22 protein-coding genes and 1 riboswitch are annotated in these 26534 nt (G+C 67.7%); of the genes, 11 read left to right on the top strand and 11 right to left on the bottom strand.

All coding sequences use genetic code 11. The annotated features are described in order from the left end of the window. Positions 1–311 precede the first annotated feature (311 nt). Positions 312–695 carry a HigA family addiction module antitoxin gene (locus tag MKK88_RS30115; RefSeq protein WP_244006707.1) on the bottom strand — a complete coding sequence of 128 codons (384 nt, stop codon included), beginning with the start codon at positions 693–695 and terminating at the stop codon, positions 312–314. A 473-nt stretch (positions 696–1168) separates the two neighbouring features. Then, positions 1169–1507: a HigA family addiction module antitoxin gene (locus MKK88_RS30120; protein WP_244006714.1), complete on the bottom strand. Its 339-nt coding sequence runs from the start codon at positions 1505–1507 to the stop codon at positions 1169–1171. Between the two features lie 533 nt (positions 1508–2040). Beyond that, positions 2041–2238: riboswitch (cobalamin riboswitch) on the top strand. A gap of 272 nt (positions 2239–2510) precedes the next feature. Here MKK88_RS30120 and MKK88_RS30125 point away from each other — a divergent pair. Further along, positions 2511–4694, top strand: a complete 2184-nt coding sequence (locus tag MKK88_RS30125) for a TonB-dependent receptor (RefSeq protein WP_244006716.1) — start codon at positions 2511–2513, stop codon at positions 4692–4694. Further along, positions 4688–6148, top strand: coding sequence for a PepSY domain-containing protein (locus MKK88_RS30130; protein ID WP_244006718.1), 1461 nt, complete (start codon positions 4688–4690; stop codon positions 6146–6148). Before MKK88_RS30125 ends, MKK88_RS30130 begins: the two co-directional genes overlap by 7 nt. Before the next feature lie 639 nt (positions 6149–6787). Here the strand turns inward: MKK88_RS30130 and MKK88_RS30135 are convergent. Beyond that, positions 6788–8452: a porin gene (locus MKK88_RS30135; protein ID WP_244007001.1), complete on the bottom strand. Its 1665-nt coding sequence runs from the start codon at positions 8450–8452 to the stop codon at positions 6788–6790. Between the two features lie 462 nt (positions 8453–8914). Between MKK88_RS30135 and MKK88_RS30140 the strand changes: the two genes are divergently transcribed. Next, positions 8915–9655 (top strand): hypothetical protein, encoded by a 741-nt coding sequence (locus MKK88_RS30140; RefSeq protein WP_244006720.1) that lies wholly within the window; start codon positions 8915–8917, stop codon positions 9653–9655. Positions 9656–9996: 341 nt separating this feature from the next. On the opposite strand, the gene MKK88_RS30145 is transcribed toward MKK88_RS30140, so the two are convergent. From MKK88_RS30145 to MKK88_RS30165, 5 genes are all read right to left on the bottom strand, one after another. Then, positions 9997–12141 carry a TonB-dependent receptor gene (locus MKK88_RS30145; protein ID WP_409566730.1) on the bottom strand — a complete coding sequence of 715 codons (2145 nt, stop codon included), beginning with the start codon at positions 12139–12141 and terminating at the stop codon, positions 9997–9999. A 135-nt stretch (positions 12142–12276) separates the two neighbouring features. Then, the gene (locus MKK88_RS30150; RefSeq protein WP_244006723.1) at positions 12277–12474 is read right to left on the bottom strand and encodes a hypothetical protein; all 198 of its coding nucleotides are present in this window, start codon (positions 12472–12474) and stop codon (positions 12277–12279) included. Positions 12475–12517: 43 nt separating this feature from the next. After that, positions 12518–13150: a MarR family winged helix-turn-helix transcriptional regulator gene (locus MKK88_RS30155; protein WP_244006730.1), complete on the bottom strand. Its 633-nt coding sequence runs from the start codon at positions 13148–13150 to the stop codon at positions 12518–12520. An 82-nt stretch (positions 13151–13232) separates the two neighbouring features. After that, the gene (locus MKK88_RS30160) at positions 13233–13622 is read right to left on the bottom strand and encodes a response regulator (protein ID WP_244006732.1); all 390 of its coding nucleotides are present in this window, start codon (positions 13620–13622) and stop codon (positions 13233–13235) included. 130 nt (positions 13623–13752) lie between these two features. Then, positions 13753–15018: an adenosylmethionine--8-amino-7-oxononanoate transaminase gene (locus tag MKK88_RS30165; RefSeq protein ID WP_244006737.1), complete on the bottom strand. Its 1266-nt coding sequence runs from the start codon at positions 15016–15018 to the stop codon at positions 13753–13755. Positions 15019–15105: 87 nt separating this feature from the next. On the opposite strand from MKK88_RS30165, the gene MKK88_RS30170 reads away from it, so the two are divergent. The 3 genes from MKK88_RS30170 to MKK88_RS30180 all read left to right on the top strand — a co-directional run bounded on the left by MKK88_RS30170 (position 15106) and on the right by MKK88_RS30180 (position 17722). Beyond that, positions 15106–16224 (top strand): aminotransferase class I/II-fold pyridoxal phosphate-dependent enzyme, encoded by a 1119-nt coding sequence (locus tag MKK88_RS30170; protein WP_244006739.1) that lies wholly within the window; start codon positions 15106–15108, stop codon positions 16222–16224. A gap of 120 nt (positions 16225–16344) precedes the next feature. Beyond that, on the top strand, positions 16345–16854 hold the full coding sequence (locus MKK88_RS30175; RefSeq protein WP_244006741.1) for an OsmC family protein: 510 nt from the start codon (positions 16345–16347) through the stop codon (positions 16852–16854). A 13-nt stretch (positions 16855–16867) separates the two neighbouring features. Next, the gene (locus MKK88_RS30180) at positions 16868–17722 is read left to right on the top strand and encodes a class I SAM-dependent methyltransferase (protein ID WP_244006748.1); all 855 of its coding nucleotides are present in this window, start codon (positions 16868–16870) and stop codon (positions 17720–17722) included. 111 nt (positions 17723–17833) lie between these two features. Here MKK88_RS30180 and MKK88_RS30185 read toward each other — a convergent pair whose 3' ends face one another. After that, on the bottom strand, positions 17834–19432 hold the full coding sequence (locus MKK88_RS30185) for a gamma-glutamyltransferase family protein (protein WP_244006750.1): 1599 nt from the start codon (positions 19430–19432) through the stop codon (positions 17834–17836). A 121-nt stretch (positions 19433–19553) separates the two neighbouring features. Here MKK88_RS30185 and MKK88_RS30190 point away from each other — a divergent pair, with 121 nt between their 5' ends. Next, a complete protein-coding gene (locus tag MKK88_RS30190; RefSeq protein ID WP_409566731.1) occupies positions 19554–21005 on the top strand; it encodes a carbohydrate porin in 1452 nt (483 codons plus the stop codon). A gap of 57 nt (positions 21006–21062) precedes the next feature. Beyond that, complete coding sequence (locus MKK88_RS30195) at positions 21063–22598, top strand: cation:proton antiporter (protein WP_244006752.1); 1536 nt, start codon at positions 21063–21065, stop codon at positions 22596–22598. Between the two features lie 10 nt (positions 22599–22608). On the opposite strand, the gene gshB is transcribed toward MKK88_RS30195, so the two are convergent. Both gshB and MKK88_RS30205 read right to left on the bottom strand, forming a co-directional pair. Then, the gene (gene gshB, locus MKK88_RS30200; protein WP_244006754.1) at positions 22609–23565 is read right to left on the bottom strand and encodes a glutathione synthase; all 957 of its coding nucleotides are present in this window, start codon (positions 23563–23565) and stop codon (positions 22609–22611) included. A gap of 46 nt (positions 23566–23611) precedes the next feature. Continuing rightward, positions 23612–23899 (bottom strand): hypothetical protein, encoded by a 288-nt coding sequence (locus tag MKK88_RS30205; RefSeq protein WP_244006756.1) that lies wholly within the window; start codon positions 23897–23899, stop codon positions 23612–23614. 442 nt (positions 23900–24341) lie between these two features. On the opposite strand from MKK88_RS30205, the gene MKK88_RS30210 reads away from it, so the two are divergent. From MKK88_RS30210 to motA, 3 genes are all read left to right on the top strand, one after another. Then, positions 24342–24548, top strand: a complete 207-nt coding sequence (locus MKK88_RS30210) for a hypothetical protein (protein WP_244006763.1) — start codon at positions 24342–24344, stop codon at positions 24546–24548. Positions 24549–24561: 13 nt separating this feature from the next. Next, positions 24562–25401, top strand: coding sequence for a hypothetical protein (locus MKK88_RS30215; RefSeq protein WP_244006765.1), 840 nt, complete (start codon positions 24562–24564; stop codon positions 25399–25401). Between the two features lie 247 nt (positions 25402–25648). After that, positions 25649–26512, top strand: a complete 864-nt coding sequence (gene motA, locus MKK88_RS30220; protein WP_244006771.1) for a flagellar motor stator protein MotA — start codon at positions 25649–25651, stop codon at positions 26510–26512. Positions 26513–26534: the final 22 nt, after the last annotated feature.

Below are 26534 nucleotides of genomic sequence, written 5' to 3' on the forward strand. Positions count from 1 at the left end.
GAAGGCGCCGGCTTGGGATCGTCTCGCGTGAAGCCACGTCCGCCAGGGTGTGGTGTCGTCATCACCGCGCAGGAATCCGCCCGCCCTCACGGGCGGGCGCGGGCGGGCGGGCGCCGGGCCCTGACTGTCGTGGGATAATGGAACCGGGAATAGGATAATCTCGCGTCGCGAGCCTGCGGCGGCAAAGCGGAGGTCCGGCCGCAGGCAGTGGCACGCGGCCGACCACGACTTCGGGGCCAAGAACGGACCGGGTGTTCAGACGATGCGGCCAGCCTCCCGGACAATCTGCACCAATCGCCGGGGGGCTGGGGTCACGCCACGGCAGAGCTCCGCCTGACGATCGTCCGAAGGGACGTATCGGCCCCCGCATGCATAAATCCGGGATCGGCAGCCCTCGCCCTGGCGACAAGCTCGGTCCGGAGCGGTTGCAAGTGCTTGCGCGCTTCGGCGATGTCGAACTGGGTTTGCAGGCCCATCAGTGTTTCCATCTCGATGCCAAACACCGTCTCGATCCGGAACGCCAATTCGGCAGTCAGGGGAACCTTCTCGTTCAGAAAATCAAACAGGGCCTGACGCGGCACGTCCAGCAGGCTGGCAGCATCCATGACGGTCAGGTTACGGGGCTCGATGACATTGCGAAGAACGTAGCCACCCGGGTGGCCAGGATTTTGCAGTCGATAGGTCATAGCCAGCATACCTTTCTCGATAGATCTTCGCAGCCCGTCCGTCTTTGGGTCGGAAACGGAGATCAAAGCCCAGAAAGCTTCTGTCATTCCCTGTGAATGAAGCAGATGATGCTACTACGCTGAACTTTGCGCACGGTTCCACGAGTCGGGATCCGTCCATGAATGTCTGCCTGGCTGCGCAGCCTGATGATCGAACGTACTGCTCTTAGCGGATCAAACGAACCGCTTCAGTTTCAGTTCTACGAAACGCGTTTCTTCAAAACGCTTGTTATCGTCACGGCGCGATCATCTTACAGACCGCATCCCAGTGCGACACCCGCCTTTGCGGGGCTGCCCCTGGCGCAAGCCCCGCCCGCCATGGGACCGTCAGACGCGCGCCGGTTGCGACGAAACCCGGGTGCCGTTCCCTCTCCGATACGATCGGGAACGGCACCAAGGCGCCCACGACGGACATGGTGGCGTAGTGTCCCGTCCGGCGCCCCTCAGGCGGCGGACCGGCCCGCAACTCTCCTCGGCTGGGACCTCTGCTTGCTGACCAGTTGCATCTGGACCGCACGATCACGCTGGCGCAGGACAGCCAAATCGAAGCGCGTCTGCATTTCCATGAGCGCTTCTGCGTTGAACCCGAACGCTTTCTCGATCTGGAACGCGATCTCGACCGTCAAGCTGGCTCGCTCAGCCATGAAGTCAGACAAGCCCTGGCGGGTCACGCCCAATGCGGCGGCGGCCCCCATGATGGTCAGATTACGCGGCTCGAAAATCTTGCGCCGCACAAATCCGCCCGGGTGAAAGGGCTTCGCGAGTGAGTATCCGGTGTCCATTGTGCATTCCCCTCATACTTCTGCGTTATTTCTACGTCATCGTCATGTACTTATTTTCTAAAGACGCGGGCCGAGCGCACCTTGCATCAAACGCTTTACTTACTCTTGGAAAACAAACGCCCCACGACATTCGCGCTCGCGCGATCAGATCGCGCGATGAGTGATGTGATCGCCTATCCGATATTGGGATATAATCTTTTAAGATCCGATCTTTCCCGAAGATCTATTTCAAAAACACTGTATTCACCGACTCTGATCTCCAGAGGCGTGTGAAATAACAAAGGGACCATCGAGCGTCAAGCAATTAGGAGATGCCGCTGGCAGAAATTCTGCAGCCTTCCGCTGTATTCAATCAAACCGCAAAACCAAATCTCAAGGCCTAACCTTGAAAGACTTTGACGACAGAAGGAAATTCAATTGGGCGACAGCCACATTGCGGCGACGCTGATCCCGTATCCGCCCTTGAAACCGATTGGAACGGCGCTGTGACGCCCTCACGGTTATCCACAGGCTTGACGCGAAGGGGCGATGCAACCAAGCTCGACAGCGACGGTTCCCCTCGGGGATCAAAAGGGAACGCAGGGAGGGGTTCGCCCCGAAGCCGCGGCTGCCCCCGCAACTGTGAGCGGAGAGCCCTTCACCACCACGTCACTGGGTCGAGAGATTCGGGAAGACGGTGTCAGGGCGGCGACCCGCGAGCCAGGAGACCTGCCGTCAGCCGTGGTCACACGCGAAACGCGTCGGGCGGGGTGTCCTGACGGGTGTCGAGACGCCCGTGCGTGAGCGCGGTCGACGCGGCCTCGTTCGCGGTGACGTGCCACAGCAAGCGCGCCCGCGACGCCTGTCCCGATGTCCGTCCACGCCACCACCACTCTCGTTTCCGCGCGTCCGGAGCACCTGCGCGCAGGTAGCAGGGCGTCCAGGAGCAACGAGAGAGTGACATGTTATTACATTGCGTGTATGGCTTCGGGAGGCCGCGGGTCGCGCCAGGATCCCGTGCTCCATGTTCTGTCCGACGCGTCGCCCCCGCTTCAGCGGGCCAGTTCCGCTCTGCGGCATCCTCATCGCGCTCCTGGCAAGCCCGTCCGCCGCGCAGGAGACCATCGCCCTGGATCAGCTCTCGGTTGAGGGGGACGGCGGGGATGCGAACCGTGCCAGCCCGACCGGGCTCAACCTGCGCACCCGGGACCGGACGGCGAGCCGCCTGGGCCTGACGCCGCTGGAGACCCCGGCCAGCCTCGACATCGTGTCGGGTGAGACCGCGCGGCTGCGCGGCCAGGACACGATCGCCGAGGCCGTGACGCAGGACGCCACCGGCATCACCACGATCGCGGCGCCCGGCAACGGCAACGGCGCGTTCACGTCCCGGGGCTTCGCCGGCCCGAACTCGATCCAGCAGCTCTACGACGGCACGCGCTTCTATGTCGGCGCCAACACCGTGACCTTCCCGTTCGACACGTGGAACGTCGAGCGGATCGAGGTGCTGCGCGGGCCGTCCTCGGTGCTCTACGGCGACGGCGCGATCGGCGGCGTCATCAACGTGGTGCCCAAGAAGCCAGTCTTCGTGCCGATCAACGCCGCCCGCGCGGTGGTGGGCACCGACGGCGTGGCGCGGCTCGCCTTCGATTCCGGCGGCGGGCTCGGGCAGGCCGAGTTCGGCGATACCTTCGCGTACCGCCTCAACGTCAGCGGCAACCGCGCCGACGGCTGGATCCGGCCGGAGGGCGATTTCCGCAATCTCGCAGTCTCCGCTGCCCTGCTGTTCCGGCCGAGCGCAGACCTCGCATTCACGCTGAGCCACGACCTCGGCTACCAGGAGCCTGCGCGCTACTGGGGCACGCCCCTGGTCGAGGGACGGATCCCGGACCTCATCCGGTTCAACAACTACAATGTCCGAGATGCGAAGATCACCTGGGCCGACAACTGGACCCAGCTCAAGACCGAGTGGACGCCCTCGGCCGACATCACGGTCCGCAACACCGCCTATCGGCTCACCAGCCGGCGCCACTGGCTCGATGTCGAGCAATACTCCGTCAACCGCAGCACCGGGCTGGTGGACCGGGGCGACTATCTGGAGATCTATCACAGCCAGGAACAGGTCGGGGACCGGCTCGACGCGACTGTCCGGGGCAGCCTGTTCGGGCTGCCGAACCAGTTCGTGGCCGGCTTCGATGTGAACCACATCGACTTCCGGCACACCAACAACTTCTACTTCGACCAGACGACCAGCGTGCCGCTCGCTGGCTACGATCCGGGTTTCTTCCCGCAGAACGGCCGCGCACGCCCGGCCTACGCTACGCAAACGAGCCAAGCCTCGATCTTCGCCGAGGACCGGGTGATCCTCTCGGATGGCCTCTCGTTCCTCACGGGCGTGCGCCTCGACGTGCCGACCCTGAACCGGGAGGACCTGCAGACCGGCTCGCGTTTCGCGAAGACCTACCACGCGCTCGGATACCGGTTCGGCCTCGTCTACAACCCGACGCCGGACAGCGCGCTCTACGCCCAGTACAGTTTCGCCACCGATCCGGTGAACAGCCTGATCACGCTGTCGCAATCGCTGGCGGGCTTCAGGCTCGCTACCGGCGATCAGGTCGAGCTGGGCGCCAAGGGACTGGCCTTCGACGGCGCGCTGGAATGGACGATTACCGGCTACCAGATCGTCAAGGACAACCTGATCTCGGCGGTGCCGGGCCGGCCGACACTCAGCACGCAGGTTGGAAGCCAGTCGTCGTCGGGCTTCGAACTGGCGCTTGGCTGGCGCTTCGCCCCGGGCTGGCGGCTCGACGGCAATCTGGCCCTCCTGCACGCGCAATATGACCGGTTCGACCAGACCGTGAACGGCGCCACCGTCTCGTATGCCGGCAACCAGCCGATCGATGTGCCCGAGCGCGTCGCCAACCTCTGGCTGACCTGGGATGTCGCGCGCGACTGGACCGCGCGGGTGGGGCTCCAGAACGTGGGCCAAGTCTACAGCGACTTCGGCAACACGGCGCGGCGCCCGGCCTACAACCTCGTCAACCTCGTGCTCGATCGTCAGGTCACGGCGGATTCGCGCCTGTCCATGCGGGTCTACAACCTGTTCGACAGGGTCTACGCGATCAGCGGCAATACGGTGAACGGGATCGGCACCAACTGGCTGCTCGGGCGCCCGCGCTCGATCGAGGTCGCCTACACGGTGACGTGGTGAGCCTGCCGCGGCGCCTCGGCAAGGCGGGGCGACGCTGGCTCATCCTGTTCCACCGCTGGTCCGGCATCGCCGCGGGGCTGTTCTTCGCCCTGTGGATTTTGTCCGGGCTGGTGATGCTCTACGTGCCGTTCCCGACGCTCACCGAGGCCGAGCGTCTGGCGCGGCTCGCGCCGATCGCCTGGGACGACGTCGCCGTTGCGCCGGAGGATGCGCTTCGCACCGGCGGGCTCCGGGGCGTGCCGGCCGCCTTCGGGCTGGACATGCAGGGTGGCGAGCCCGTCTACCGGATCACCGGCCACGACGGCGCCCGGGCGACGGTCTCGGCACGGACCGGCGCGCGGCTTGGTCCGCTGACGCCCGCGGACGCGCTGCGTCTCGCGGGCGAAGGGGCCCCCGACGCACGGGTCGAGTCGGTCGCGCGGGACCAATGGACCGTCACGGCCCGCTATGATCCGCTGCGACCTTTCCTGAAGGTGGCCCTCGGCGACGTTTCCGGAACCGAACTCTACGTGTCGCAGGTCACCGGCGAGATCGCCCTCGACACGACCCGCTCCGAGCGGGCCTGGAACTGGGTCGGCGCGGTGGCGCACTGGATCTACCTCACCCCGCTGCGCGCCCGGCCGGAGCTCTGGCGGGCGGTACTCCTGTGGCTCTCCGGCTTGGCGGCCCTCGGCGCGCTCAGCGGGGGCACGATCGGAATCTGGCGCCTGCGCGTTCGGCGGCGCTACGCGGGCGGGACCGTGACGCCCTATCGTGGACTTACGCGCTGGCATCACCTGCTCGGCCTCGCGGGCGGCCTCGGGCTGAGCTCGTTCATCGTCAGCGGCTGGATCTCCATGAACCCGAACAGCTGGTTCACCTCCGTCAGCCCGCCCGCGGAGTTGCGCGCCGCCTATGCCGGAACCCCGCCCACCCTCGGGCTCGACCCGCAACGCCTGCGCGATTTCGCCGGACCGGAGACCCGCGCCCTACGCTTCGCCGCCATCGGTGGACGCTGGTGGATCGTCGCCGAGGCGCCGGGCGGCCCGCGGACGATCGGGACGGACGGCGCGACTGTCCTCGACGCGCGCCTCATCGCGGCGGCCGCGGCAGGCGGTTTCGCGGGCGGCCCCCTCCGATCGATCCGCCTGCTGACAGCCTACGATGCCTACTGGTATCCCCACGGGGCCGACCCACGGCCGCTTCCGGTGATGCGCCTGCGCTTCGGCGACGCGGCGGCCACATGGCTCCATATCGATCCCCGGGATGGCACACTCCTCCAGCGCCTGGACCGCTCGGGCCGGATCAATCGCTGGCTGTTCGATGCGGCGCACCGACTGGACCTGCCGGGGCTCACCGGCAACCGGTCTCTGCACGATGCGGCCCAGTGGATCCTGAACCTGCTGGCGGCCGGCATCGCGCTCACCGGTATCGCGGCAGGCTGGCGACGCCTGCGCCGGACCCTGTCCGCCTAAGGCGGGTTTCGCGTTTTGTCTCCAGCATCTGAGGCCGGCGAGGCGGCACTTGCGACCCGACCCGGACGTGGGGAACGCCGTCGGCGCTTCCCGAAGGTGGCCAACCGTTAGCCGTATGAGCCCCTAAACTCGGAGGCGGTCGCGGAAGCGCGGTGAGGATGAGACGGCCGTTCGGTTGCAAGCCCAGGCGGACAATCGAACAGGTCGCCAGCAGGTCCGACGAACGCAGCATTCGTCGCCCGGATAGCCTTCGGGTGCTACCGCTCACCCTTGGCGGCCACGGCGACCGCGCCGACGTGGTTCAGCACGCCCACAATGCCGGATAGCTCACCCTTGGCGCGGGGATCTCGTTTTCCGTCGAGCCGCTCTCAACGTTTGCGCGCATATTCTTCGCGGTTGGCCCCGTGCTGCCGATCATCCTGCCGACCGCCCATGGAGCAGCGAAGGATAGCGTAATCGCAAGCGCCGAGAGGGCCCCCCAGTTCGAGCGCGAGGTCTACGCCCGATCAGAGGCCAGATCACAGCCACCGGCACGGCAGATAGCAAAATGCCCGGCCGCAAGGCCGGGCAGTAGGGTCCCTTTGCACGGGGACATCAAGACCGGGAAGCTTTGGAGAACAAACCGGTCCCGATCTGGAATTAGAAATCGCGCTGGACGCGGAAGCGGATCTGCTGGACAGATTGCTCCGTCGCGGTGCGAACCGGACCGCCGGCGTTGATCGCGGCGACACGAGCCGCCGTATACGCCGTCGGATCCTTATCGATATCGATCACCCGACCATTCTTGACACCGATCTGGGTGTAAAAGCCTTCCAAACCAATGTCGAGGTCCTTGACCGGCGACCAGATGATGTTGGCGCCAGCGACGAACTGATACGTATCACGCAGCGCCTGGCTCAAATTGTAGAAGCGGGACCCTGGCGTACCCACCGCGTTTTGGCCGAACGCCTGGGTGCCGGCGGGGTTCAGAGCACCGAATATGAGCCCCTGACCGTTCCGCGCCGACGCGGAATAGTTCATCTCGCCGTAAGAGCCGAACAGGGCCGAACGCCACTCCGGGTTCCAGTAGTGCAAGTATGACCCGACCACCGTGAAGCTGTCGGACAACTGCAACTGACCCGTGACCGGGTTGACCGTCGCGTCGTTGAAGTACTGCTGGAATTTCGAGCCCTGCAAAGTGCCTGCAGTCTGAGCGTAGCAACCAGTGTACTGACAGTAGCCGGTATACATCTGAGCGCCCTTGGCATAGGCGCCCTGCAGATAGAGGGTGTCACCCGGCGCGATGAACGGCGCGTTGATTTTCAGGCCGCCCTGAATCGCGTAGCCATAGGGGCTGTTGGTATGGGCCGGCGCTGTGACGGCGTTGGCGATCGGCGTATTGTTGATGTTGCCGATATCGATCTGGTGCGAGGCGGCCGACAGCTGAGCAGAGCCCCAGGCTTGGTCGAGGCGCACGACGCCGACGAAGTCCGGCATCTCATTACGCTGGATCACATCGACGGTCTGGAAGGCTGCCGACGAGGCGAGCAACGTACCCGCAGCATTCCGGACGAAGATGGGGGCCGGGACAAACGTGACGCCGAAGTTCGAAATCGAGCCGTTGGCGGCGGAAACGGTTGTGGCGAGGGGCGAGAACACGTTGCTCCGACGGAACGTCGGGTCTTCGATCGATATCGTTGCCGACAGGCCATTTCCGACCGTCGCCGTGTAGGCGAGCAGGTTGGTGGAGAAAACGTCCGAGCCAGCGGTGGCACCGGCGAATTCGAAGTCGTGGGCGTAGAAATCGAAGAACGACGACGCGCGACCAGCAGTGAGACCGGCGAACTGGATGAATGCCTTATCGACGTTCACGAATTGCTGGGCACGACCAAACTCATCCTGTCCCAGCGCTGCGTAGGCGTTGCCGATACGCTGCTGGGTACCAGATGTCCCGCCGCCGTAGGATCCACCCGTCCGTGACCCTGCATCGAGGCGAACAAAGGCGCGCAGCGTTCCGTAGGCCGTCTGTGTCCGCGCATCCAAATTGATGCGCAGGCGGCTCCCATAACCAGCAGTATCACCAAGATTTCCGCCGGACTGCCGCGAATAAGTAGTCTCGTAGCCGCCCTCGAACCGGGCGCGACCGGAGATGCGTAGGCATGTGTCGGTTCCGGGGATGTAGAAGAAGCCGGCACCATATGCGCCGCAGACGCGGACGTATTCGATCGGTACCGCCTTCTTGACTGGCAAGTCAGCAGCGTGAGCAGTACTTGCCGCAAAAAATGTCGCAGCCGAACAGAGCAGAGCAGTTTTCAAAAAGCTCATCAGAAACCCCAAGACGTCGAGACCCACAGAATCGTCAGCATTTGGCCGTAGATGCCATTGCCCTTATTTTAATTGGGCCATCATCTCAGATATTTGGCCGCAGACCCTTGTGTTGGTGGGCCCGTTCGCACTGATCATGAGGAAATCGACGGAACTCGCAAGATGAAAACGCAAATTCTAAGCTCAGCCATATGGTTAGTTGCATTATCGCAACTTTTTTATGAGTTTTTTTCTTGTAGAAACACAAGAACTAGCTTTTGTTTCCGCAGGAAAAGACATTTCTATTGATCCGGTATAAAACTCTACTCTGCGATCACGGAATATTGATGCTACTAGAAATACATGGTGCGTTATATGAACAACCTAGGGGCCTCCCCAAATCCGAGCGATGAACAGTGAGGCTCACTGATTCGAGTGGCCCGCATCATCTTGTTTCTAGGCATGCCTTATTCGGAGATCCGAATGACAAATGAGCTAGAACTATATTACGGGCAAGCAAGGTCGGGTAATTTAGCGTGCATTCAAAGGAATGATCCAATATACGGCGATCATTTCATTTTTACGCGCGTCCTGGAAACCCACCCTGGACAAATAAGGACCCGCTACGGAACATTCTGGTCGATCAATGGCGAGCGAATTGACGACCGATGGCAGGGGCGGCTTAATCAGCTCGTTCTGCCGACAATAACCAGACTTGAGTCGGAAGAAAGAAACCTTCAATATATGCGTCAAACCAGGGCTGATCGCAAATTTGAGCTTGCGGCCGCTCGTGCGGTCCTAGAACGACGCATGGCGAAAATGCCCGAAGTTCCGCCGCCTCCCATCCCGACCCTGGAAGAGGCAGAGATCGAACTGCGCGATGCCACAACCTATTGGATGAGCATCGATCAGATCCTCGATTCACCGGGGAATTCAATTCGATTGCGAAGAGAGGCAAGTGAACGACTGGCGACCGCGCGAACCGCGTTCCAGTTGGCAAGTCGCGCTCACGGCCTCCACCGGAATCACGCGCTCCACTCGGAAGGCATGGGAAACAAAAACTACAATGAATACAAAGACGATGGGTCGACAAAAACCGGCCCATACGGACGGCGAGAATACAGGGTGTCTACAAACAAAACGATATCATTCTACACAAATAACGCAGAATCTACCAGCTATACCGTAATATTGCACGACATAAAATCAGAACGGAAATATTGAGTCTGTTGCCTTCCGATGATTGATCGAGGCACAAGGCTCAGCGGTACGATCCTGTTCAGGGCAACGCCCTGGCCCGGGCGGGCTGGATTCGCAGGACATCAGTGGCACCAGCCCCTGGGACGCATGCGCGGTGGTGCCAAGGTCGCGCCCCGGGGCGGTGAAGTCGTCCCGCATCGAGGCCACGCTGTCCACCAAACTCGGATCAGCGCGGCTGCGTCGGCAACGGGCCGCGGGCGGTCCCCACGGCTATGTCCGTCCCGATGCATCCGGCATCCGGATGCGGACCGGCCAAAACCCGCCCTCTTCGGGCAACACGCTACCAAGCGGCCTGACGGCGAATCCTAGAACCGCGCCGTCAGGAACACCCGCACGTTCCGCCCCGGCAGCAGGATCTCGTCCTTCTTGAACGACGTCGCGTTGCGGATGTCGTCGTTCAGGAGGTTGCGGCCCTGCACACCGAAGGTGATCGCGCTCGCCCCGTAGACGGCCGGATCGACGACCTTGGTGTAACTCAGCTCGGCGCGCAGATCGTCGTAGCCCGGGGTCGGTGTCTCGAACACGGCCGTGGCGTCGTGGCTGAAGGCGTGAAGCAGGTTCACCCGGGCGAACCAGCCATCGGCCCGCAGGTAGACACCGCCGCCGACCCGGTAGGGCGGGATGCGCGGCACGTTGCTGCCGTTATCGAACTGCGCGCGGACAAAATCGAACTGTGCTTCGACACCGGCAAAGCCGTTGCCCACCGGCACGAGGTCGTACTGGCCGATGATCTCGGCGCCGTAGAACGTGGCGTTCTGCTGCTGGTAGACAATTTGCCGGTTGTCGGTGCCCGTGCCGCACGAGGCGAAATCGTCGTCGCAGGTAAGCCCCGTGTAATTGCGATAGATGAAGCCGGTGTAGCGGGTGTAATAGCCGGTGGCGTCGAGGCGGAACGGTCCTTCGGCCCGGCGTATGCTGGCTTCCACCGTGCGGGCGCGCTCCTTCTTGAGGTCCGGGTTGCCGATCTCAAAGGTCGCGGTAGCATCGTGCGGCCCCTGCGAAAACAGCTCGTAGCCCGTGGGGCCGCGTTCGACATAGGAGCCGGTCAGGCTTGCCACGAAGCCGAGGGGCAGATCCTGCAGGGCGCCGACGCTGGCGCTCTTGGGGGCGAAACGCCGGGTCCGGGCGTATTGAAACGGTTCCTGACCATCGACCGGCACGTAATCACCGGGAAATTGAGCTGCCGTGCTCGACAGCCGGTCGACCTCGTAGCGCCCCGCCGCCTGGAGCCGCCTGCCCGGGCGCACCTGCAGCTCCTCGAACAGGTAGACCGCATTGGCGCGGGATTCGGTCTTGGGCAGGAAGGATTCGAGCTGCGTGTTGATCACGCGCCGGTCCGACTGAAAGCCCAACGCGCCAGTGAGGTTTCCGAATTCGGTGAAGACCGGGACGTGCTGGAGTTCCAGGCGACCTTCCGCCTCGCGGTTCTTGAAGATCGCCTGGACGCCCTCGAGTCCATCCTCGCCGAAGCCGACCTCGTTGTGGCGATAGACCGAGTAGCCGGCCCAGTAGCGGATCACCTCGAACGGGCCATCGAGCGGGCGGTACTCGCCCCGAGACAGGACGCGATCCTGGTTGGGGGTGAGGCGGGTGCGGTCCTGCTCGGCCACGCCGCCGGGGATCGCGTAGACCGCATCGTAGTGGCTGAACGAGATGCCGACGAAGCCACGGTCGCCGATCGCCGAGATGCCGACCGCGCCGCCTTGCGACGCGTTGTAGGAGTTGCGCTGGATCCCGCCGGGGATCGCGTAGCTGTCGTTGGCGGTCTTGAACCCGTCGGCATGGACCGCGACGCCGTCGCCGCCGGCATCCAAAGTGGCCGCGCCGAGCCGGCCGTTATCCACGCTGGAGAAGCCGCTGGTGACCTGACCCTGCACACCGTTCAGCGGGATGAAGGTCGGCACCCGATTGTTGTCGGCGGACACGACACCGCCGATCGCGCCGGAGCCGTAACGCAGGGTCGCGGGCCCTCGAATCACTTCGATGCGGTCGGCAACCAGCGGGTTCACCGGCACCGCATGGTCTTCGCCGAGGTCCGAAACGCCGCCGTTGACGATGCCGTTCTCCTGAATACGCACCCGGGCGTTGTCGAGGCCGCGGATGATCGGCCGGGAGGCCGCCCCCGGCGCGTAGCTCGTGCCAGAGATGCCCGGCCGGTCGAAGAGGGCGTCACCGAGGGTGCGCGGCTGATCGCGGGCGATCTGCTCCTGCGTGACCACCGTCACGGGTGAGAACGTGTTGGTCGCCACCGGGAGGACACCGATCGGAACCGCGGCATCCGCCGCGATCGCCGCGCGCGGCGGCTGGATCGGGCTCGGGCTCGTGACGCTGATCTCGTCCAGGGCGATCGCCTGTTGGGCCCGCGCCGGCATCACGGTCAATGCACCCGCACCGAGAACGTATGCCAGGAGGCTGCCGGCAAGCGGTTTTGGACGACGGAGCGCGGACATCGGGACCCACAGACTGTTATATCATTTCATCTTGCCGGTCCTGGAAGGGGAGGCAACCGCAGATCGTCCGCAGGCCGCGCGCCGTCGCGCAACGTTACATCATTGCAACATTGGGGCAGGACAATTGCGCTGCCGTTAGCGCTGGCGCCAGGATTCGTGGTCCGAAGCGGCAGCGGAAAAGGCGACCAAGCGCGCTTGGTTCAAGCATCGGCCCGCGAAAGCGTACCGACCGAGGGCGAGGTCGAGATGATCGAGGCGCCGTTCGACGCGCGAGCCCCCATGACGGCCGGTCGGGGCGAGACGCGCCCGGTCGAGCTTGTGCGGGCGGGCCATGGGTTTCCTGTCGCGGCGGGGACCGGAAGTCCGGCGCCGTGCGTCAGGCCGGCAGCCCCTCGGCCTCGTCGTCCACCTCGGCCTCGATCTCGGCATCGACGTCGGTCGACTCGCCGGCGGCGCCCGCCGCCTCGGCGAGGCCGCGGGCGGCCTTGCGCAGGAGTTTGCGAAGCCGGCGGCGGTCGGTCTTGTCGAGATGGTCGAGCAACTCCGCCTCGACCTCCTCCTGGATCCGCTCGATCGCCTCGGCCTTCGCGAGGCCCGCCGGGGTGAGCTGGACCCGGACCACGCGGCCGTCACCCGATTCGGCCCGGCGCTCGACGATGCCGAGGGCGGCGAGCCGGGTCACGGTCTTCGAAGCCGTGGGTGGCCGCACCCGGAGCAGGGCGGCGAGATCGCCCATCGTCATCGTGCCGGCGCTGGCGAGCGCCTGCACCACCTGCTCCTGCCCGGCGAACAGGCCGAGCTTGGCGAGACGATCGCCCGTGCGGGCGCGGTGCAGGCGCGCCGCCTGAACCAGCGCCCAGCCGACGCTGCGGACGCCGGGCGGCCGCATCTTCTTAGACGTCAGCTCCTGGGCCGCCGTCGCGCTGTCCTGACGATCACGTTTCTGCTTGTCGCCCACCGGAGCGCCCGCGTTTGTGCCGGCGGCCGCCGGGAGTTCCAGAGTCTGCACGATCCACTCCCATCACCGACCGCCCAGGACCCTGTGGCCGCGGCCAGTGACGGTGAGATGACGAGCGTGCGCCGGCCACCGCTCAGCAGTGCATCAGGCGTTGAAGACGATCGAGAATATCCTGGCCGGTACAGGGCCGTGCGATGAAGTCGGCGTGATCGGGCATGCGCGCGGGGTCCGGCGCCGCCCGACCGGAGACGATCAGGATCGGCAGCTGCGGGCGTGCCTCCGCGACCGAACTGGCGAGGTCGAATCCGTCCGTCTTGCCCGAGAGCTGCACGTCGGTGACGAGCCCGCAGATGTCCGGGCGCGCCTGGAGTATGCTGAGTGCCCGCTCGGCGGAGGCGCACTGGACGGTGTCGTAGCCGCCTTCCTCAAGCACGTCGCCGAGGTCCATGATCGTCAGGGCCTCATCCTCGACCAGGAGGATCACCGGCCGATCGCCACCCGAACCCGTCTGCTCACTCGCCACTGTGCACTCCCTCCGGCAGCGTGCGGCTGCGAGGGCCGCCGCACGCGTCTTCAGCCTGAGGTCCAACTGCAGAAACGGTTCCGGGTTGCAGCCCGATACCGCCGGGGCTGCGAGCGATCGGCTCCTGTGTTCAGTTCGCCGCAGTCGCCTGCCCGGTCACCACCGCGACGACCGCGTCGATCAGCCGATCGAGCTCCGCGGCTCCGATGGTCAGCGCGGGCGTCAGATACACGATGTCGCCGAACGGCCGCACCCAGACGCCCCGGTCGAGGAGCCGCGTCTTGAGGGCGGCGAGGTCGGGGGCCTTGGCGAACTGGACCGCCCCGATGGCGCCGAGCACCCGGATATCGGCGATGCCGGGCACGGACCGCAGGTTTTCGAGCCCGTCCGCGAGCCGCGACGCGATGGCCCGGGCCTGGTCGAGGCGCGGCTCGGTCTCGAACAGGTCGAGGCTGGCATTGGCGGCCGCGCAGGCCAGGGGATTGGCCATGAAGGTCGGGCCGTGCATCAGCGCGGCCGCGGGATCGTCGGACCAGAAGGCCTCGAACACCTCCGAGCGGGCGATGGTGGCGGCGAGTGCCAGGGTGCCGCCGGTCAGCGCCTTCGACAGGCACAGGATGTCGGGCACGATCCCGGCCTGCTCGCAGGCGAACAGGGTGCCGGTACGTCCGAAGCCGGTGAAGATCTCGTCGGCGATCAGCGGCAGGCCGTGGCGGCGGGCGAGGCGCGCCACGTTCGCCAGCACCTCGGGCGGGTGCATGCGCATGCCGCCTGCACCCTGGACAAGCGGCTCGACGATCACGGCCGCCAGGGTTTCCCGGTGGGCCGCGAGGGTGGCGTCGAGCGCCTCGGTCTCGGCGGCCGTCCGCGGCAAGTCACAGAAAACCTGGGTCGGCAGGTAGGCGCCGAAGCGGCGATGCATGCCCTCCTCGGGATCGCAGACCGACATCGCCCCCATCGTGTCGCCGTGATAGCCGCCGCGGAAGGCGAGCACCTTCGTGCGGCCCTTCACCCCGCGGTTGAGCCACATCTGCGCGGCCATCTTGAGGGCGACCTCGACGGCGACCGAGCCCGAATCGCTGAAGAAAACGTGGTCGAGATCGCCCGGCAGCAGGGCGGCGAGCCGGGCCGCCAGCCGCTCGGCCGGCTGATGGGTGAGGCCGCCGAACATCACGTGGGGCATCCGCGCCAGCTGGTCGGCGACGGCGGCGGCGATGTGGGGATGGTTGTAGCCGTGGACCGCCGTCCACCAGGAGGCGATGCCGTCCACGAGTTCGCGGCCGTCGGCGAGGACGATGCGGCTGCCCTGGGTCGCCACCGCTTCGAGGGGCGGGGGGGCGTTGCGCATCTGGGTGTAGGGCCGCCAGAGATGCGTGCGCGGGCGATCGGACGTCATGCCGAGGGGATGCTAAGGCTCGTGCGCCGGGTCAAGGGCAGGGCACCCCGCTTGACACCCGCCCGGCCCGCGGCCTCATCCCACCGGATGGACAGCCTCGACGCTTTCGCCCGCACCAAACTCGATGCCCTGGAATCCGGCAGCCTGCGCCGGCGCCTCGTGCCGACCGAGCGCGGGACCGGCGCGGCGGCGGCGCGGCGGGGCCGGGCGCTCGTCTCGTTCTCCTGCAACGACTATCTCGGCCTCTCGCACCACCCCCACGTGATCGCGGCCGCGCAGGCAGCGGCGGCGGCCTACGGCGCGGGCGCGGGCGGGTCCCGCCTCGTCACCGGCGACCATCCCTATCTCGGACAGCTCGAGGAACGGCTCGCGCGCCACAAGGGGGTGGAGGCCGCCCTCGTGTTCGGCAGCGGCTATCTCGCCAATCTCGGCATCACGCCGGCACTGGCCGGACGCGACGACCTGATCGTGCTGGACGAACTCTCCCATGCCTGCATGTGGGCCGGGGCGCGGCTGTCCGGGGCGCGGGTATTGACCTTCCGCCACAACGATCCCGCCGACCTCGCAGCGATCCTGGGGGCGAACCGCGCCCGGCACGGCCGGGCCCTGGTGCTGACCGAGCGGATCTTCAGCATGGACGGCGACCGGGCACCGCTGGCCGACATCCTGGCCGTCGCGCAGGACCACGATGCCTGGACGCTGGTGGACGACGCCCACGGGATCGGCGTGGTCGAGGACGGGCCCCGGGCGCCTTTGGAGATGGGCACCCTGTCGAAGGCGCTGGGCTCCTATGGCGGCTATCTGTGCGCCTCGCGCCCGGTGATCGACCTGATGGTGAGCCGCGCCCGCAGCTTCGTCTACACGACCGGCCTGCCGCCGGCCTCGGCCGCCGCCGCCCTGGAGGCCCTGACGATTTTGGAGGCGGAGCCGGAGCGGCGCGCCCGGCCCCTCGACCTCGCCCGGCGCTTCACCGCCCGGCTGGGCCTGCCCGAGGCCGAGAGCGCCGTCGTGCCGGTGCTGGTCGGGGAGGCGCAGCGCGCCCTCGAGATCTCGGCGGCCCTGGAGGCGCAGGGCTACCTCGTCGTGGCGATCCGCCCGCCGACCGTGCCGGCCGGGACCGCGCGGCTGCGGGTCGCCTTCTCGGCCGCCCACGACGCCGCGCAGGTCGACGGCCTCGCCGCGGCTCTGACGGCCCTGATCGGCTGACGCCGCACGCTTTCCGTCGACCGCGCCGGCCCCTATACCGCTGATCCGACGCGTTTCGCGCAGCCAAAACCCGGTCCGGCACAGCCGAGATCGGGACAGGATCATCGAGAGGACAACGCCATGGACGCCACCGCGCTGCGAGCCCTCCAGGCTCCGATCAAGGATAAGTACCGCGCGGCTCCGGATGCGGCGGTCGTCACCTTGAAGGCCAAAGGCACGCTCGACGACACCAAGATCGCCTGCAAGGTCGAGACCGGCCGGGCGATCGCCGAGGCCGGGCTCCATCCGGCGACCGGCGGGTCCGGGATGGAACTGTGCTCGGGCGACATGCTGCTGGAGGCCTTGGTCGCCTGCGCGGGCGTGACGCTGAAGGCGGTGGCGACCGCGCTCGAGATCCCGCTGCGGGCCGGCACGGTCAGCGCCGAGGGCGATCTCGATTTCCGGGGCACATTGGGCGTCGACAAGGAGGCGCCGGTGGGATTTCGCAACATCCGCCTGTTCTTCCAGCTCGATACCGATGCCTCGGACGAGAAGCTGGCGCAGCTTCTGAAGCTCACCGAGCGCTACTGCGTTGTGTTCCAGACGCTCAACCACAAGCCCGAGCTGTCGGTGGCGGCCACCACGGCCTGAGGGAGGATCGGACATGGCGGGCGGCATCACGCAGACCGAGTACTGGAACGGCGAGGTCGGCACGCGCTGGGCCCGCAACCAGGCGGTGCTCGACGCGGTGTTCGCGCCGCTGACCGAGGCGCTGTTCGCCCGTGCTGGGCTGAGGTCCGGGGCCTCGGTGCTCGATATCGGCTGCGGCTCCGGCGCGACGACCCTCGAGGCCGCACGCCGGGTCGGGGCCGCCGGCCGCGTCACGGGGGCGGATATCTCGGCGCCGCTCCTCGCGGTCGCCCGGGGTCGCGGCGGCGAAGCCCCCGGCGGCGCCCCGGTCACCTTCCTCGAGGCCGACGTGGAACAGGCCGACCTCGGCAGCTTCGACGCGGCCCTGTCCCGCTTCGGGGTGATGTTCTTCCCGGAATCGCCCCGCGCCTTCGGCAACATCCGCCGGATGCTGCGGCCGGGCGGACAGCTGACCTTCCTGTGCTGGCGCAGCTTGCCCGAGAATCTGTGGGTTCAGGTGCCGCGCGAGGCGGTGATACCGCTGCTGCCCGAGGTGCCGCCGCCCCCGGCGCCCGATACGCCGGGGCCGTTCCGCTTCGCCGATGCGGAGGCGCTCGGCGCTCTGCTGAGAAGCGCCGGCTTCGGGACCGTCGCCTGTGAGCCGGTGGACCGGGATGTCGTGCTCGGCCGGGGCGAAACCGACGCGGAGGCCGCCGGGGCGGCGGCCCATGTCGCGCTGAACCTCGGCCCGAGTTCCCATCTCGTCCGCCAGGCCGAACCCGATCTCCGGGCGCGGGCCGAGGCTGCGGTGACCGAGGCCCTGCGCCGGCACGCGTCGGGCGGCACGGTGGCCCTGCGCGCGGCGTGCTGGCTCGTTCAGGCTGGGTGACGGGCCGCGCTTCATCGGACCCGCGCCCCTTTCCCGGACAGGTGGAGCGACAGCGGAACCTGATCCGGGAGCCAGCACAGGACCCGCTGCGAAACGGCTCCTGTCCCTTCTTTAGAGACCCAGCGCACCACCATCCGAACGCGGATCGTGCGTGGCCTCGATCCGCCCATTGCGTGGGTGGCGCACCAGCATCCCGGCATGGCCCAACGAATCGATGTAGGGCCCGCCCAGCTCCTCGATCTCGTGGCCGAGCCGCCCCAAAGCCGCGATGCAGGCCGGATCGAACCGGTCCTCTACCTTCACGCTGAGCGAGGGCGCGCCCCAGGTCCGGCCGTAGAGGAGGCGCGGGGCGTCGACGGCGTCGGCGACCGACATCCCGTAATCGGCGTAGCGGCTGAAGATCTGCGCCTGGAATTGCGGCTGTCCGTCGCCGCCCATGCTGCCGTAGCTCATCACCCGTCCGTCGTCGAAGGCGGCGAGCGCCGGGATCAGGGTGTGGAACGGGCGTCGGCCCGGCTCCAGCGGGTTCACGGCGTTCGGGTCGAGGGAGAACGACATGCCCCGGTTCTGCCAGCAGATCCCGGTGGACGGCAGCACCGTGCCGGAGCCGTATTCCCAGTAGACCGACTGGATGTAGGAGACCGCGAGCCCGTCTCCGTCGATCGCCCCCATCCAGACCGTGTCACCGTGGCCCGGATCGGGCAGGGGCACTTGGGCGGCGCGGCGCATGTCCACCTGCGCGGCTTCGCGGGCGAGGCGCTCGGGGGTCAGGAAGGCGGCGGGGTCATGCCGCAGGCGGCTGAAGTCGGTGACGACCCGGTCGCGGATTGCGAAGGCCCGCTTCGTCGCCTCGATCAGCCCGTGGTAGTGGGCGGTGGTCTCGGGCTCGGCGACGTTCAGCCGGTCGAAGATGCCGAGGATCAGCAGCGCTGCGAGCCCCTGGGTCGGCGGCGGGAAGTTGTAGAGCGTCGCGTCGCGGCGGCGGATCGACAGGGGCGCCCGCTCGACCGCCGCGAAGGCTTCGAGATCCGCTCGCGTCACCGGCGCGCCGAGGCGTTCCAGATCGGCGGCGATCTCACGACCGATATCGCCCCGGTAGAAGTCGCCGAGACCCGCGTGGGCAAGCTGCTCCAGCGTGGCGGCGAGCCGGGGGAGGGCGCGGATCTCGCCCGCCGGGTAGGGTTTGCCGTCCTTCAGGAAGGTCGCGGAGAAGTTTGGCGCATCGTGGAGTGTGTCGAGCTCCTGGGGGACGTAGCGTGCCTCCGAGGGCGAGACTGGCACGCCCTCCCGTGCCTGCTTGATCGCGTCCGCCAGCAGCATCTCCAGGGGCAGGCGGCCGCCCAGCGCCCGCGCCAGCTCCAGGGCAAGGCGCCAGCCGCCGACCGCGCCGGCCACCGTCACCATGGCGTCGGGGCCCCGCGCGGGGATCGCGTCGAGTTCCTTCTCGCGGTAGCGCTGGATCGTGGCGAGGCGCCCGGCCGGGCCGCAGGCCTCGATCCCGCGCACGCGGCCCCCACGCTCGCGCACCAACCAGAACCCGTCGCCGCCGATGCCGTTCATGTGCGGGTAGACCACCGCGATGGAGGCGGCCATCGCCACCATCGCCTCGATCGCGTTGCCGCCCTGGGCCAGCACGGTCTGGCCGGCCCGCGCGGCCAGATGGTGGGGCGCGGCGACGGCGGCGGCGGTGAAGACGGGGGTCTCGGGCATCGCGGCTCCTGTGGTGTCCGGGCCGCAGGGTTAGGCGACCGTGCCGATCCTGCAAAGGGCGGGCGGATACAAGATTTCCTCCATGCTATGCTGCGCCGGTCCCGTCCCGCAGAAGCGGCCGATGTTCCGGAAGCTCACGCCCCGTCTCGCGTTCGGCCTCGGCTTGGCGGCCATGCCAGCCGCGGCGCAGCAGCATGCGCCGAGTGTTTTCGAGGGCGCAGGCGACGACCCGCGCATTTCGGTCTCGCAGCCGGAGACCACCAGCCAAGCGTCGGGGGGCTTCGTCCGCTCGGTCGAGCCCTATCTCGGCCCGCTGGGCGATCCCCTCGGGATCCGGACGGTGCTGAAGGAACGCGGCATCGCGTACAGCCTGACCTACATCGTCGACGTCCTCGGCAATCCGGTCGGCGGCCTGCGCCAGGGCGCGATCGTCGAGGACCGTTTGAACCTGCGGCTCAATCTCGACCTCGACCGGCTGGCGGGGTGGGCGGGGGCGACGGTCCACGCCAACGCCTACTTCATCCACGGCACCGGCCTGTCGCGCTACTATGTGGGCAACCTGCTGACCACGAGCGTCATCGAGGCGCTGCCCGCATCGCGGCTCTACGTGCTCTGGTTCGACCAGAGCCTGATGGACGGCCAGCTCGGCATCCGCATCGGCCAGCAGGCCGCCGATACCGAGTTCTTCGTCAGCCAGACCGCGACCCTGTTCGTGAACTCCACCTTCGGTTGGCCGGCGATCACCGGGCTCGACCTGCCGAGCGGCGGCCCGGCCTATCCGCTCGCGGCCCCGGCGATCCGGGCCAAGTACGTGCCCGGCAACGGCTTCTCCCTTCAGGTCGGGCTCTACGACGGCGACCCGGCCGGGGCGAACCGGCCGGGCCAGGATCCGGAGGCGCAGCGACTCGACCGGACCGGCACGAATTTCCGCCTCAACGATCCGGCCCTGTTCATCGCGGAGGCGACCTACGCCTACAACATCGCGCCGGGCTCCAGGGGCCTGCCGGGCGACATCACCCTCGGCGGCTGGCAGCATGTCGGCCGCTTCGACAGCCTGCGCTTCGACATCACCGGCGTGCCGCTGGCAGACCCGAACGCCACCGGGATCGGCCGGCCGGTGCGCGGCAATGCCGGGCTCTACGCCATCTACGATCAGACCCTGTACCGGGAGTCGGGCAAGGACGATGAGGGTCTCGGCTTCTTCGTGCGCGCCGCGTGGTCGCCGACCCGGTCCAGCCTGATCGACGCCTACGTGGATACCGGGCTCGCCTACAAGGGCCTGTTCGAGGGCCGTGACGACGACACGCTGGGCATCGGCTTCGCCTATGCCCGGATCAGCGACGAGGCTCAGCGGTCGGACCGGGACACGATCCTCTATACCGGCCTGCCGATGCCCCGGCGCCGGGCCGAGCGGGTGCTGGAGGCGACCTATCAGGCCGTGGTCGTGCCGGGCTTCACGGTGCAGCCAGACGCGCAGTACATCATCCGCCCGGGCGCGGGCGTCGCCGGTCCGGACGGCCGCCGACTGCGCAACGCGGCGGTGCTCGGGCTGCGCGCGACCGTGCAGTACTGACCCGCTCTGCGACGGCGGCACAGGGAACGGTCCCGGCGCCCCGCCTCTTTCCAAATCATGTTGATCTTCGAATGGGTTGTCGGCGTCCTGTTCGGCGCCGTGCTCCTGGCCGGTCTGGCGCGTCGCCTCGGAGCCCCGTATCCGGCCTTCCTGGCGCTCGGGGGCATCGGCCTCGCCTTCGTGCCCGGCGTCCCGAACCTGCGGCTCGATCCCGAGCTCGCCCTCGCGCTGTTCCTGGCCCCCGTCCTGCTCGATGCCGGCTTCGATGCCTCGGTGCGGGACATGAAGGTGAACTGGCGTCCGGTGCTGGGGCTCGCGGTCGGCGCCGTGGTGGTGACGACGCTGGCGGTGGCGATCGTCGCCCGCCTGATCGTGCCCGACATGCCGTTCTCGGCCTGCATCGTCCTCGGCGCGGTGGTGGCGCCCCCGGACGCGGTGGCGGCTTTGGCGGTGCTCAAGCACGCGCCGATGCCCCACCGGCTCGCCACGATTCTGCGCGGCGAGAGCCTACTCAACGACGCCGCCTCGCTGCTGATCTACCGGCTCGCGGTCGCCGCCGCGATGGCGGGCAGCTTCCATCCGGCCGAGGTGGCGCCGGCCTTCCTGCTCGGCGTCGTCGCGAGCCTTCTGGTCGGACCCGTCCTCGGCCTCCTCTTCGTCGCCTTGACCCGGCGGGTCACCGACCCGGCGAGCGCGATCGTGATGCAGTTCGTGGTCGCGTTCGGGATCTGGCTCGCGGCCGAGCGGCTGGAATTGTCGGGGGTGCTTACGATCGTCACCTTCGCGGTGACGGTCGCCCGCCGGGCGCCCGGGATCACGGCGCCGCGCGCTCGGGTAATCTCCTACGCGGTCTGGGACACGGCTGTGTTCGTGCTCAACGTCCTGGCCTTCGTGCTGATCGGGATCCAGATCGGCCCCATCCAGGAGCGGCTGTCCGGCGCGGATGCGTGGCAGGCGCTGATCCTCGCCGCGGCGACCTTCGCGACCGTCGTGCTGACCCGGCTCGCCTGGGTGATGCCGACCACGGGCCTGCGGGGCTTCGGCCTGCGGCAGGCGGGGGCCCAGGCCCGGCTCGGCCCCGGTCTCGCTCTCTCCTGGGCGGGGATGCGCGGCATCGTGACGGTGGCCGCCGCCCTGGCGCTGCCCGCCGATTTCCCGCGGCGGGACCTCGTGGTGGTCGCCGCCTTCTGCACGGTCCTCGGGACGCTCGTCGTTCAGGGTCTGACCCTGCGGCCGCTGCTGGCACACCTGAAGCTGGAGGACGACGATCCCGTGGGGCGCGAGACCGGACGCGCCCGGGCGACCGCCTACAAGGCCGCCCTCGACTCGCTCGCGGAAGCCGAGGACGAACCCGCCACCGACGCCCTGCGCGCCGAGTTCCGCGCGGCGCTCGCGGAGGCCGAGGAACACGAGGAGGGCCGCGCCCCGGAGAGCCTGCCGGCCGATGCCGCCCGGCGCCGGGCCGTCGAGGCGGCCCGCGATGCGGTCCTGGCCCTGCGCCACCGCGGCCGGATCGGCGACGACGCCTATTACCTGCTGGAGGAGGAGTTCGACTGGGCCGAGCTCAGCGCCACGCCGAAGGCGGAGACGTAAGAGCGCGTTATCACACGCCCTTGCGCGCCGCGATCCGCGCCTCGATCGCATCCCAGACCGCCACCGACAGGTCCGGCCCGCCGAGCCGCTGGATCGCGCGGATGCCGGTGGGGGAGGTGACGTTGATCTCGGTCAGGTGGCCGTCGATCACGTCGATCCCCACGAGGATCAGTCCCCGCCGCGCCAGTTCCGGCCCGATCGTCGCGCAGATCTCGCGCTCGCGCTCGGTCAGCTCCGAGGCGGAGGCGGCGCCGCCCCGGACCATGTTGGAGCGGATATCGTTGGCCGCCGGCACCCGGTTGACCGCGCCCATCGCCACGCCGTCCACCAGGATGATGCGCTTGTCCCCCTCGGTCACCCGGTCGAGATAGCGCTGGATCACCCAGGCCTCCCGGAAGGTGGTGGCGAACAGGTCGAACATCGAGCCGAAATTCGGATCCGTCTCGGTCACCTTGAACACGGCCGCGCCGCCGTGCCCGTGCAGCGGCTTCATCGCCACCGTGCCGTGCTCCAGCCGGAACGCCTCGATCTCCGCCTTGTCGCGGCTGATCAGGGTGGGTGGCATCAGTTCGGGGAAATCGAGGACGAACAGCTTCTCCGGGGCGTTGCGCACCTCGAAGGGGTCGTTCACCACGAGCGTCTCCGGGTGGATCCGCTCCAGCATGTGGGTGGCCGTGATGTAGGCCATGTCGAAGGGCGGGTCCTGGCGCATCAGCACCACGTCCGCCTCGGCGAGGTCGATCCGCTCCGGCGGCGTCAGGGTGAAATGTGCGCCCTCGACATCCTGAACGGTCAGCCGCTCGACCCGGGCCGTTACCCGCCGGCCCTGCATCGAGAGCCGGTCCGGCGTGTAGTACACGAGCGTGTGTCCCCGCCGCTGGGCTTCCAGCAGCAGGGCGAAGGTCGTGTCACCCGCGATCCGGATATTCTGGATCGGGTCCATCTGGACGGCGACAGTCAGGCCCATCCGAAACGTCCCTTGCCAGCGCCGCGCATCGTGATCGCCGCTCGGCTCACTCGTCGGACAGCGATTTGGTGCCCGTGCGCTTGTCGTAATCGCCGATCGCCGCGCGGCATTCGGGCGACAGGCGCTTGCGGTTGCGCGTCATGCATTTCTCCGCGTCCGAGCTGTTCGGATCGACGCCGGCGCAGAGGCGGAAGTAATCGTTGGCACAGCCGAGCTGCAGACCCTGGTCGTCGCGCTGGGCGTAGGCCGGGCCGGCGGCGAGGGCGAGCAGCGCCAGCGCAGACAGCCCACGGCGGCGGACGGCGCGCAGGGAACGTTCCGGAACCAGTCGCATTCAGCGGTGTCCTCAAATCTCGCTCGGGCGGAGAACCGATGCGGCGGTCCCCCCTCCACCCGCACCCGGCATATCGGTCGCGCCGGGCGCTAGGCAAGCGCTGGAGGTTCGACGGAGTGCCGCGCAGCACCGTCGCAGCACGGCTGCGCCAGACTGTGGCCGCAGTGCCGCAGCCGCCGCTCCCGCCGCCCGCGGAGGCCTTCGGACAAGAAGAGGCCCCACCCGGTTTCGGGCAGGGCCACAAGTCGAAGGGAGGAAACGCCCGCCATGGGCGGATGAGCCCACGCAATTCCCACGCCAACCTCTTGAAAGAGCGCGATACCGATCCATCGGCGAGAAAGAGTCCGTTAACCACCCCGTGATGCATTGCTTTCGTAGCCCTTGCCGACGCCCTCGCTGGGCCCGGGCCGGATGCTCGGATAGCCGACAGGAGCCGGAGACCATGACGCCTTTCAAACCGCAGGAGACCGTCGACCGCCCGCGCATCCGGGTCGGCGCGATGGGTCACTCCGCACCGGTCGCGGACGCGATGGTGATTCCCTTCCCCGAGCCCGAGGCGCGACGGGGCCGCCGGATCCCGCGCTCGGGGGAACCCCGGGGCGAGATCCTGCTGTTCCTCGGCGTGCGCTACGAGCGCCTCGCGTCCTGACGGCATCCGGGGGATGCCCGCACGGCGACGCGACCGACCCGAGAGCACCGCGACCCCGATCCGGTCGACCGGCCGCCCGGCCCGGCTCCTGTCGGCCTGTGCGGCGCTGGCTTTGCTCGCCGCCTGCACGCAGAGCGGCGATTTCGGACGGCCGCGGACGGGCGTCTGGAACGGCCTGATCGACACCACCGGCAGCTTCAGCACCCATGACCGCGGGCGGCTCCTGCTCGATTCGGGGCTGACCGACGACGAGCAGGCCCTGCGCGACCGCGCGTGGCGGTTCGTGCAGCCCGCCAGCACCTTCTCGGCCTTCCAAGATCTTCTGCTCGGCCTCGCCAGCGCCCATGCGATGCCGCCGACTTGGCGCTTCGAGGAGATCGGCGCCTATTACGACGCCCTGACCGCCGAACCCTCCCGCTCGCCGGTTTCCCGGTACCGGCAGCTCGGCGACGACGCCACGGCGGATGCCCGGCTGATCCCGTTCTTCACGGCGCTCGCCGCCCGGGTGATCGATGCGGACGCCGCGCGCCTGCGCAGCCTGCCCTTCGCCAAGACACTCGACGTGGCGGATGTGCGGGACGCCGCCCAGCGCGTCGCCGAGAATCGCTGCCTGATCGCCTGGGTGCGGATCGAGGCCGGCCTGCGGCTGGCCCGCTACCGCTTCGCCCTGGAACACCTGTTCGCGGCCGCGCCCGCGCCGGAATCCGTCTCGGCCGAGCGATCGATCATGATGTTGGCGGCCCGACGCAACCTGCTCGACCCGCTCCTGCCCGCGGATGCCGCCGCCCGATGCGGGCTGGAGGCCATGCCGCTGCCGGTCGCCCAGGCGGGGCCGCTGGTGGTGAAGGACTGAGCGGGCGGGCGCGACCATGTCGCTCGCCCTGGGAATGCGGGCGCCCGTGACCGTCGCCGCGAGGGTTCGTGCAGTTTGCGTCAGGCCGATATCGGCCCGTCCGCGTTCGCGCAGTTTCGCATCGAGGCCGACGTCGCCACCACGCTCTGGCACAACTCTAACGCGCCGTTAACCAAGATCAGTGATGTCCCAATCCATGAGTAGCTTCGCGCGGGTTGTCCCCGCCGCCGCACAAGGACGCTGAATCATGCGGCTGATCGTCGGCACATTGATCGTTTTCGCCTGCGTCTTCGGCAGCTACGCGGCGATGGGTGGCCATCTGCTGGTCCTTTGGCAGCCGTTCGAGTTTGTCATCATCCTCGGTGCAGCGATCGGCGCTTTCGTCATCGGAAACATCGGGCCGGTGCTGAAGGCCGTGCCCGGCATGCTGGGCACGCTCGTGAAAGGCCCCAAATACAACCAGCAATCCTATGTCGAGCTGCTGGGAATGCAGTATTCGCTGTTCAAACTCGCGAAGCAGAAGGGTGCGATGGCGCTCGAGCCGCACATCGAGGACCCGGCCGAGTCGTCGCTGTTCAACGCCTTCCCGACCTTCGCGGCGAACCATCACGCGGTCGAGTTCGTGTGCGACTACATGCGCATGGTGACGCTGGGCGCCAACAACGTCCACGAGATCGACGCGCTCATGGATGAGGAGTTGCAGACGCACCACCAGGAGCAAGAGCGCGTCGTGTCAGCCATGCAGTCGCTCGCCGACGGAACGCCGGCACTGGGCATCGTCGCCGCCGTGCTCGGCGTGATCAAGACGATGGGGGCGATCAAGGAGCCGCCGGAGGTGCTGGGACACCTGATCGGCGGCGCGCTCGTCGGCACCTTCTTCGGCGTCTTCATCGCCTATGGCTTCTTCGGGCCCATGGCGCAGTCGCTCAAGAGCCTCTTCGAGGCGGAATCCAAATACTACCTGTCACTCAAGGCGGGTCTCCTCGCCCATATCAGCGGCCAACCGCCGGTGATGGCGGTCGAGTTTGCCCGCAAGTCTCTGATGAGCGACGTCCGCCCGACCTTCAGCGAGGTGGAGGCGGCAACCGCCGCCCTGCCCGCCCAGGCCTGATCCGGTTTCCAGCAGGGACGCG

It is taken from the genome of Methylobacterium sp. E-005 (genome assembly GCF_022829725.1).
Lineage (GTDB): Bacteria > Pseudomonadota > Alphaproteobacteria > Rhizobiales > Beijerinckiaceae > Methylobacterium.

What these genes read in the sequence shown, in the direction of transcription:
- MKK88_RS30115 (WP_244006707.1), bottom strand. Translation starts at nt 695, where the DNA reads ATGCTGGCTATGACCTATCGACTGCAAAATCCTGGCCACCCGGGTGGC.
- MKK88_RS30120 (WP_244006714.1), bottom strand. Translation starts at nt 1,507, where the DNA reads ATGGACACCGGATACTCACTCGCGAAGCCCTTTCACCCGGGCGGATTT.
- MKK88_RS30125 (WP_244006716.1), top strand. Translation starts at nt 2,511, where the DNA reads ATGTTCTGTCCGACGCGTCGCCCCCGCTTCAGCGGGCCAGTTCCGCTC.
- MKK88_RS30135 (WP_244007001.1), bottom strand. Translation starts at nt 8,452, where the DNA reads ATGAGCTTTTTGAAAACTGCTCTGCTCTGTTCGGCTGCGACATTTTTT.
- MKK88_RS30140 (WP_244006720.1), top strand. Translation starts at nt 8,915, where the DNA reads ATGACAAATGAGCTAGAACTATATTACGGGCAAGCAAGGTCGGGTAAT.
- MKK88_RS30145 (WP_409566730.1), bottom strand. Translation starts at nt 12,141, where the DNA reads ATGTCCGCGCTCCGTCGTCCAAAACCGCTTGCCGGCAGCCTCCTGGCA.
- MKK88_RS30150 (WP_244006723.1), bottom strand. Translation starts at nt 12,474, where the DNA reads ATGGCCCGCCCGCACAAGCTCGACCGGGCGCGTCTCGCCCCGACCGGC.
- MKK88_RS30165 (WP_244006737.1), bottom strand. Translation starts at nt 15,018, where the DNA reads ATGACGTCCGATCGCCCGCGCACGCATCTCTGGCGGCCCTACACCCAG.
- MKK88_RS30170 (WP_244006739.1), top strand. Translation starts at nt 15,106, where the DNA reads ATGGACAGCCTCGACGCTTTCGCCCGCACCAAACTCGATGCCCTGGAA.
- MKK88_RS30175 (WP_244006741.1), top strand. Translation starts at nt 16,345, where the DNA reads ATGGACGCCACCGCGCTGCGAGCCCTCCAGGCTCCGATCAAGGATAAG.
- MKK88_RS30180 (WP_244006748.1), top strand. Translation starts at nt 16,868, where the DNA reads ATGGCGGGCGGCATCACGCAGACCGAGTACTGGAACGGCGAGGTCGGC.
- MKK88_RS30185 (WP_244006750.1), bottom strand. Translation starts at nt 19,432, where the DNA reads ATGCCCGAGACCCCCGTCTTCACCGCCGCCGCCGTCGCCGCGCCCCAC.
- MKK88_RS30190 (WP_409566731.1), top strand. Translation starts at nt 19,554, where the DNA reads ATGTTCCGGAAGCTCACGCCCCGTCTCGCGTTCGGCCTCGGCTTGGCG.
- MKK88_RS30195 (WP_244006752.1), top strand. Translation starts at nt 21,063, where the DNA reads ATGTTGATCTTCGAATGGGTTGTCGGCGTCCTGTTCGGCGCCGTGCTC.
- gshB (WP_244006754.1), bottom strand. Translation starts at nt 23,565, where the DNA reads ATGGGCCTGACTGTCGCCGTCCAGATGGACCCGATCCAGAATATCCGG.
- MKK88_RS30205 (WP_244006756.1), bottom strand. Translation starts at nt 23,899, where the DNA reads ATGCGACTGGTTCCGGAACGTTCCCTGCGCGCCGTCCGCCGCCGTGGG.
- MKK88_RS30210 (WP_244006763.1), top strand. Translation starts at nt 24,342, where the DNA reads ATGACGCCTTTCAAACCGCAGGAGACCGTCGACCGCCCGCGCATCCGG.
- MKK88_RS30215 (WP_244006765.1), top strand. Translation starts at nt 24,562, where the DNA reads ATGCCCGCACGGCGACGCGACCGACCCGAGAGCACCGCGACCCCGATC.
- motA (WP_244006771.1), top strand. Translation starts at nt 25,649, where the DNA reads ATGCGGCTGATCGTCGGCACATTGATCGTTTTCGCCTGCGTCTTCGGC.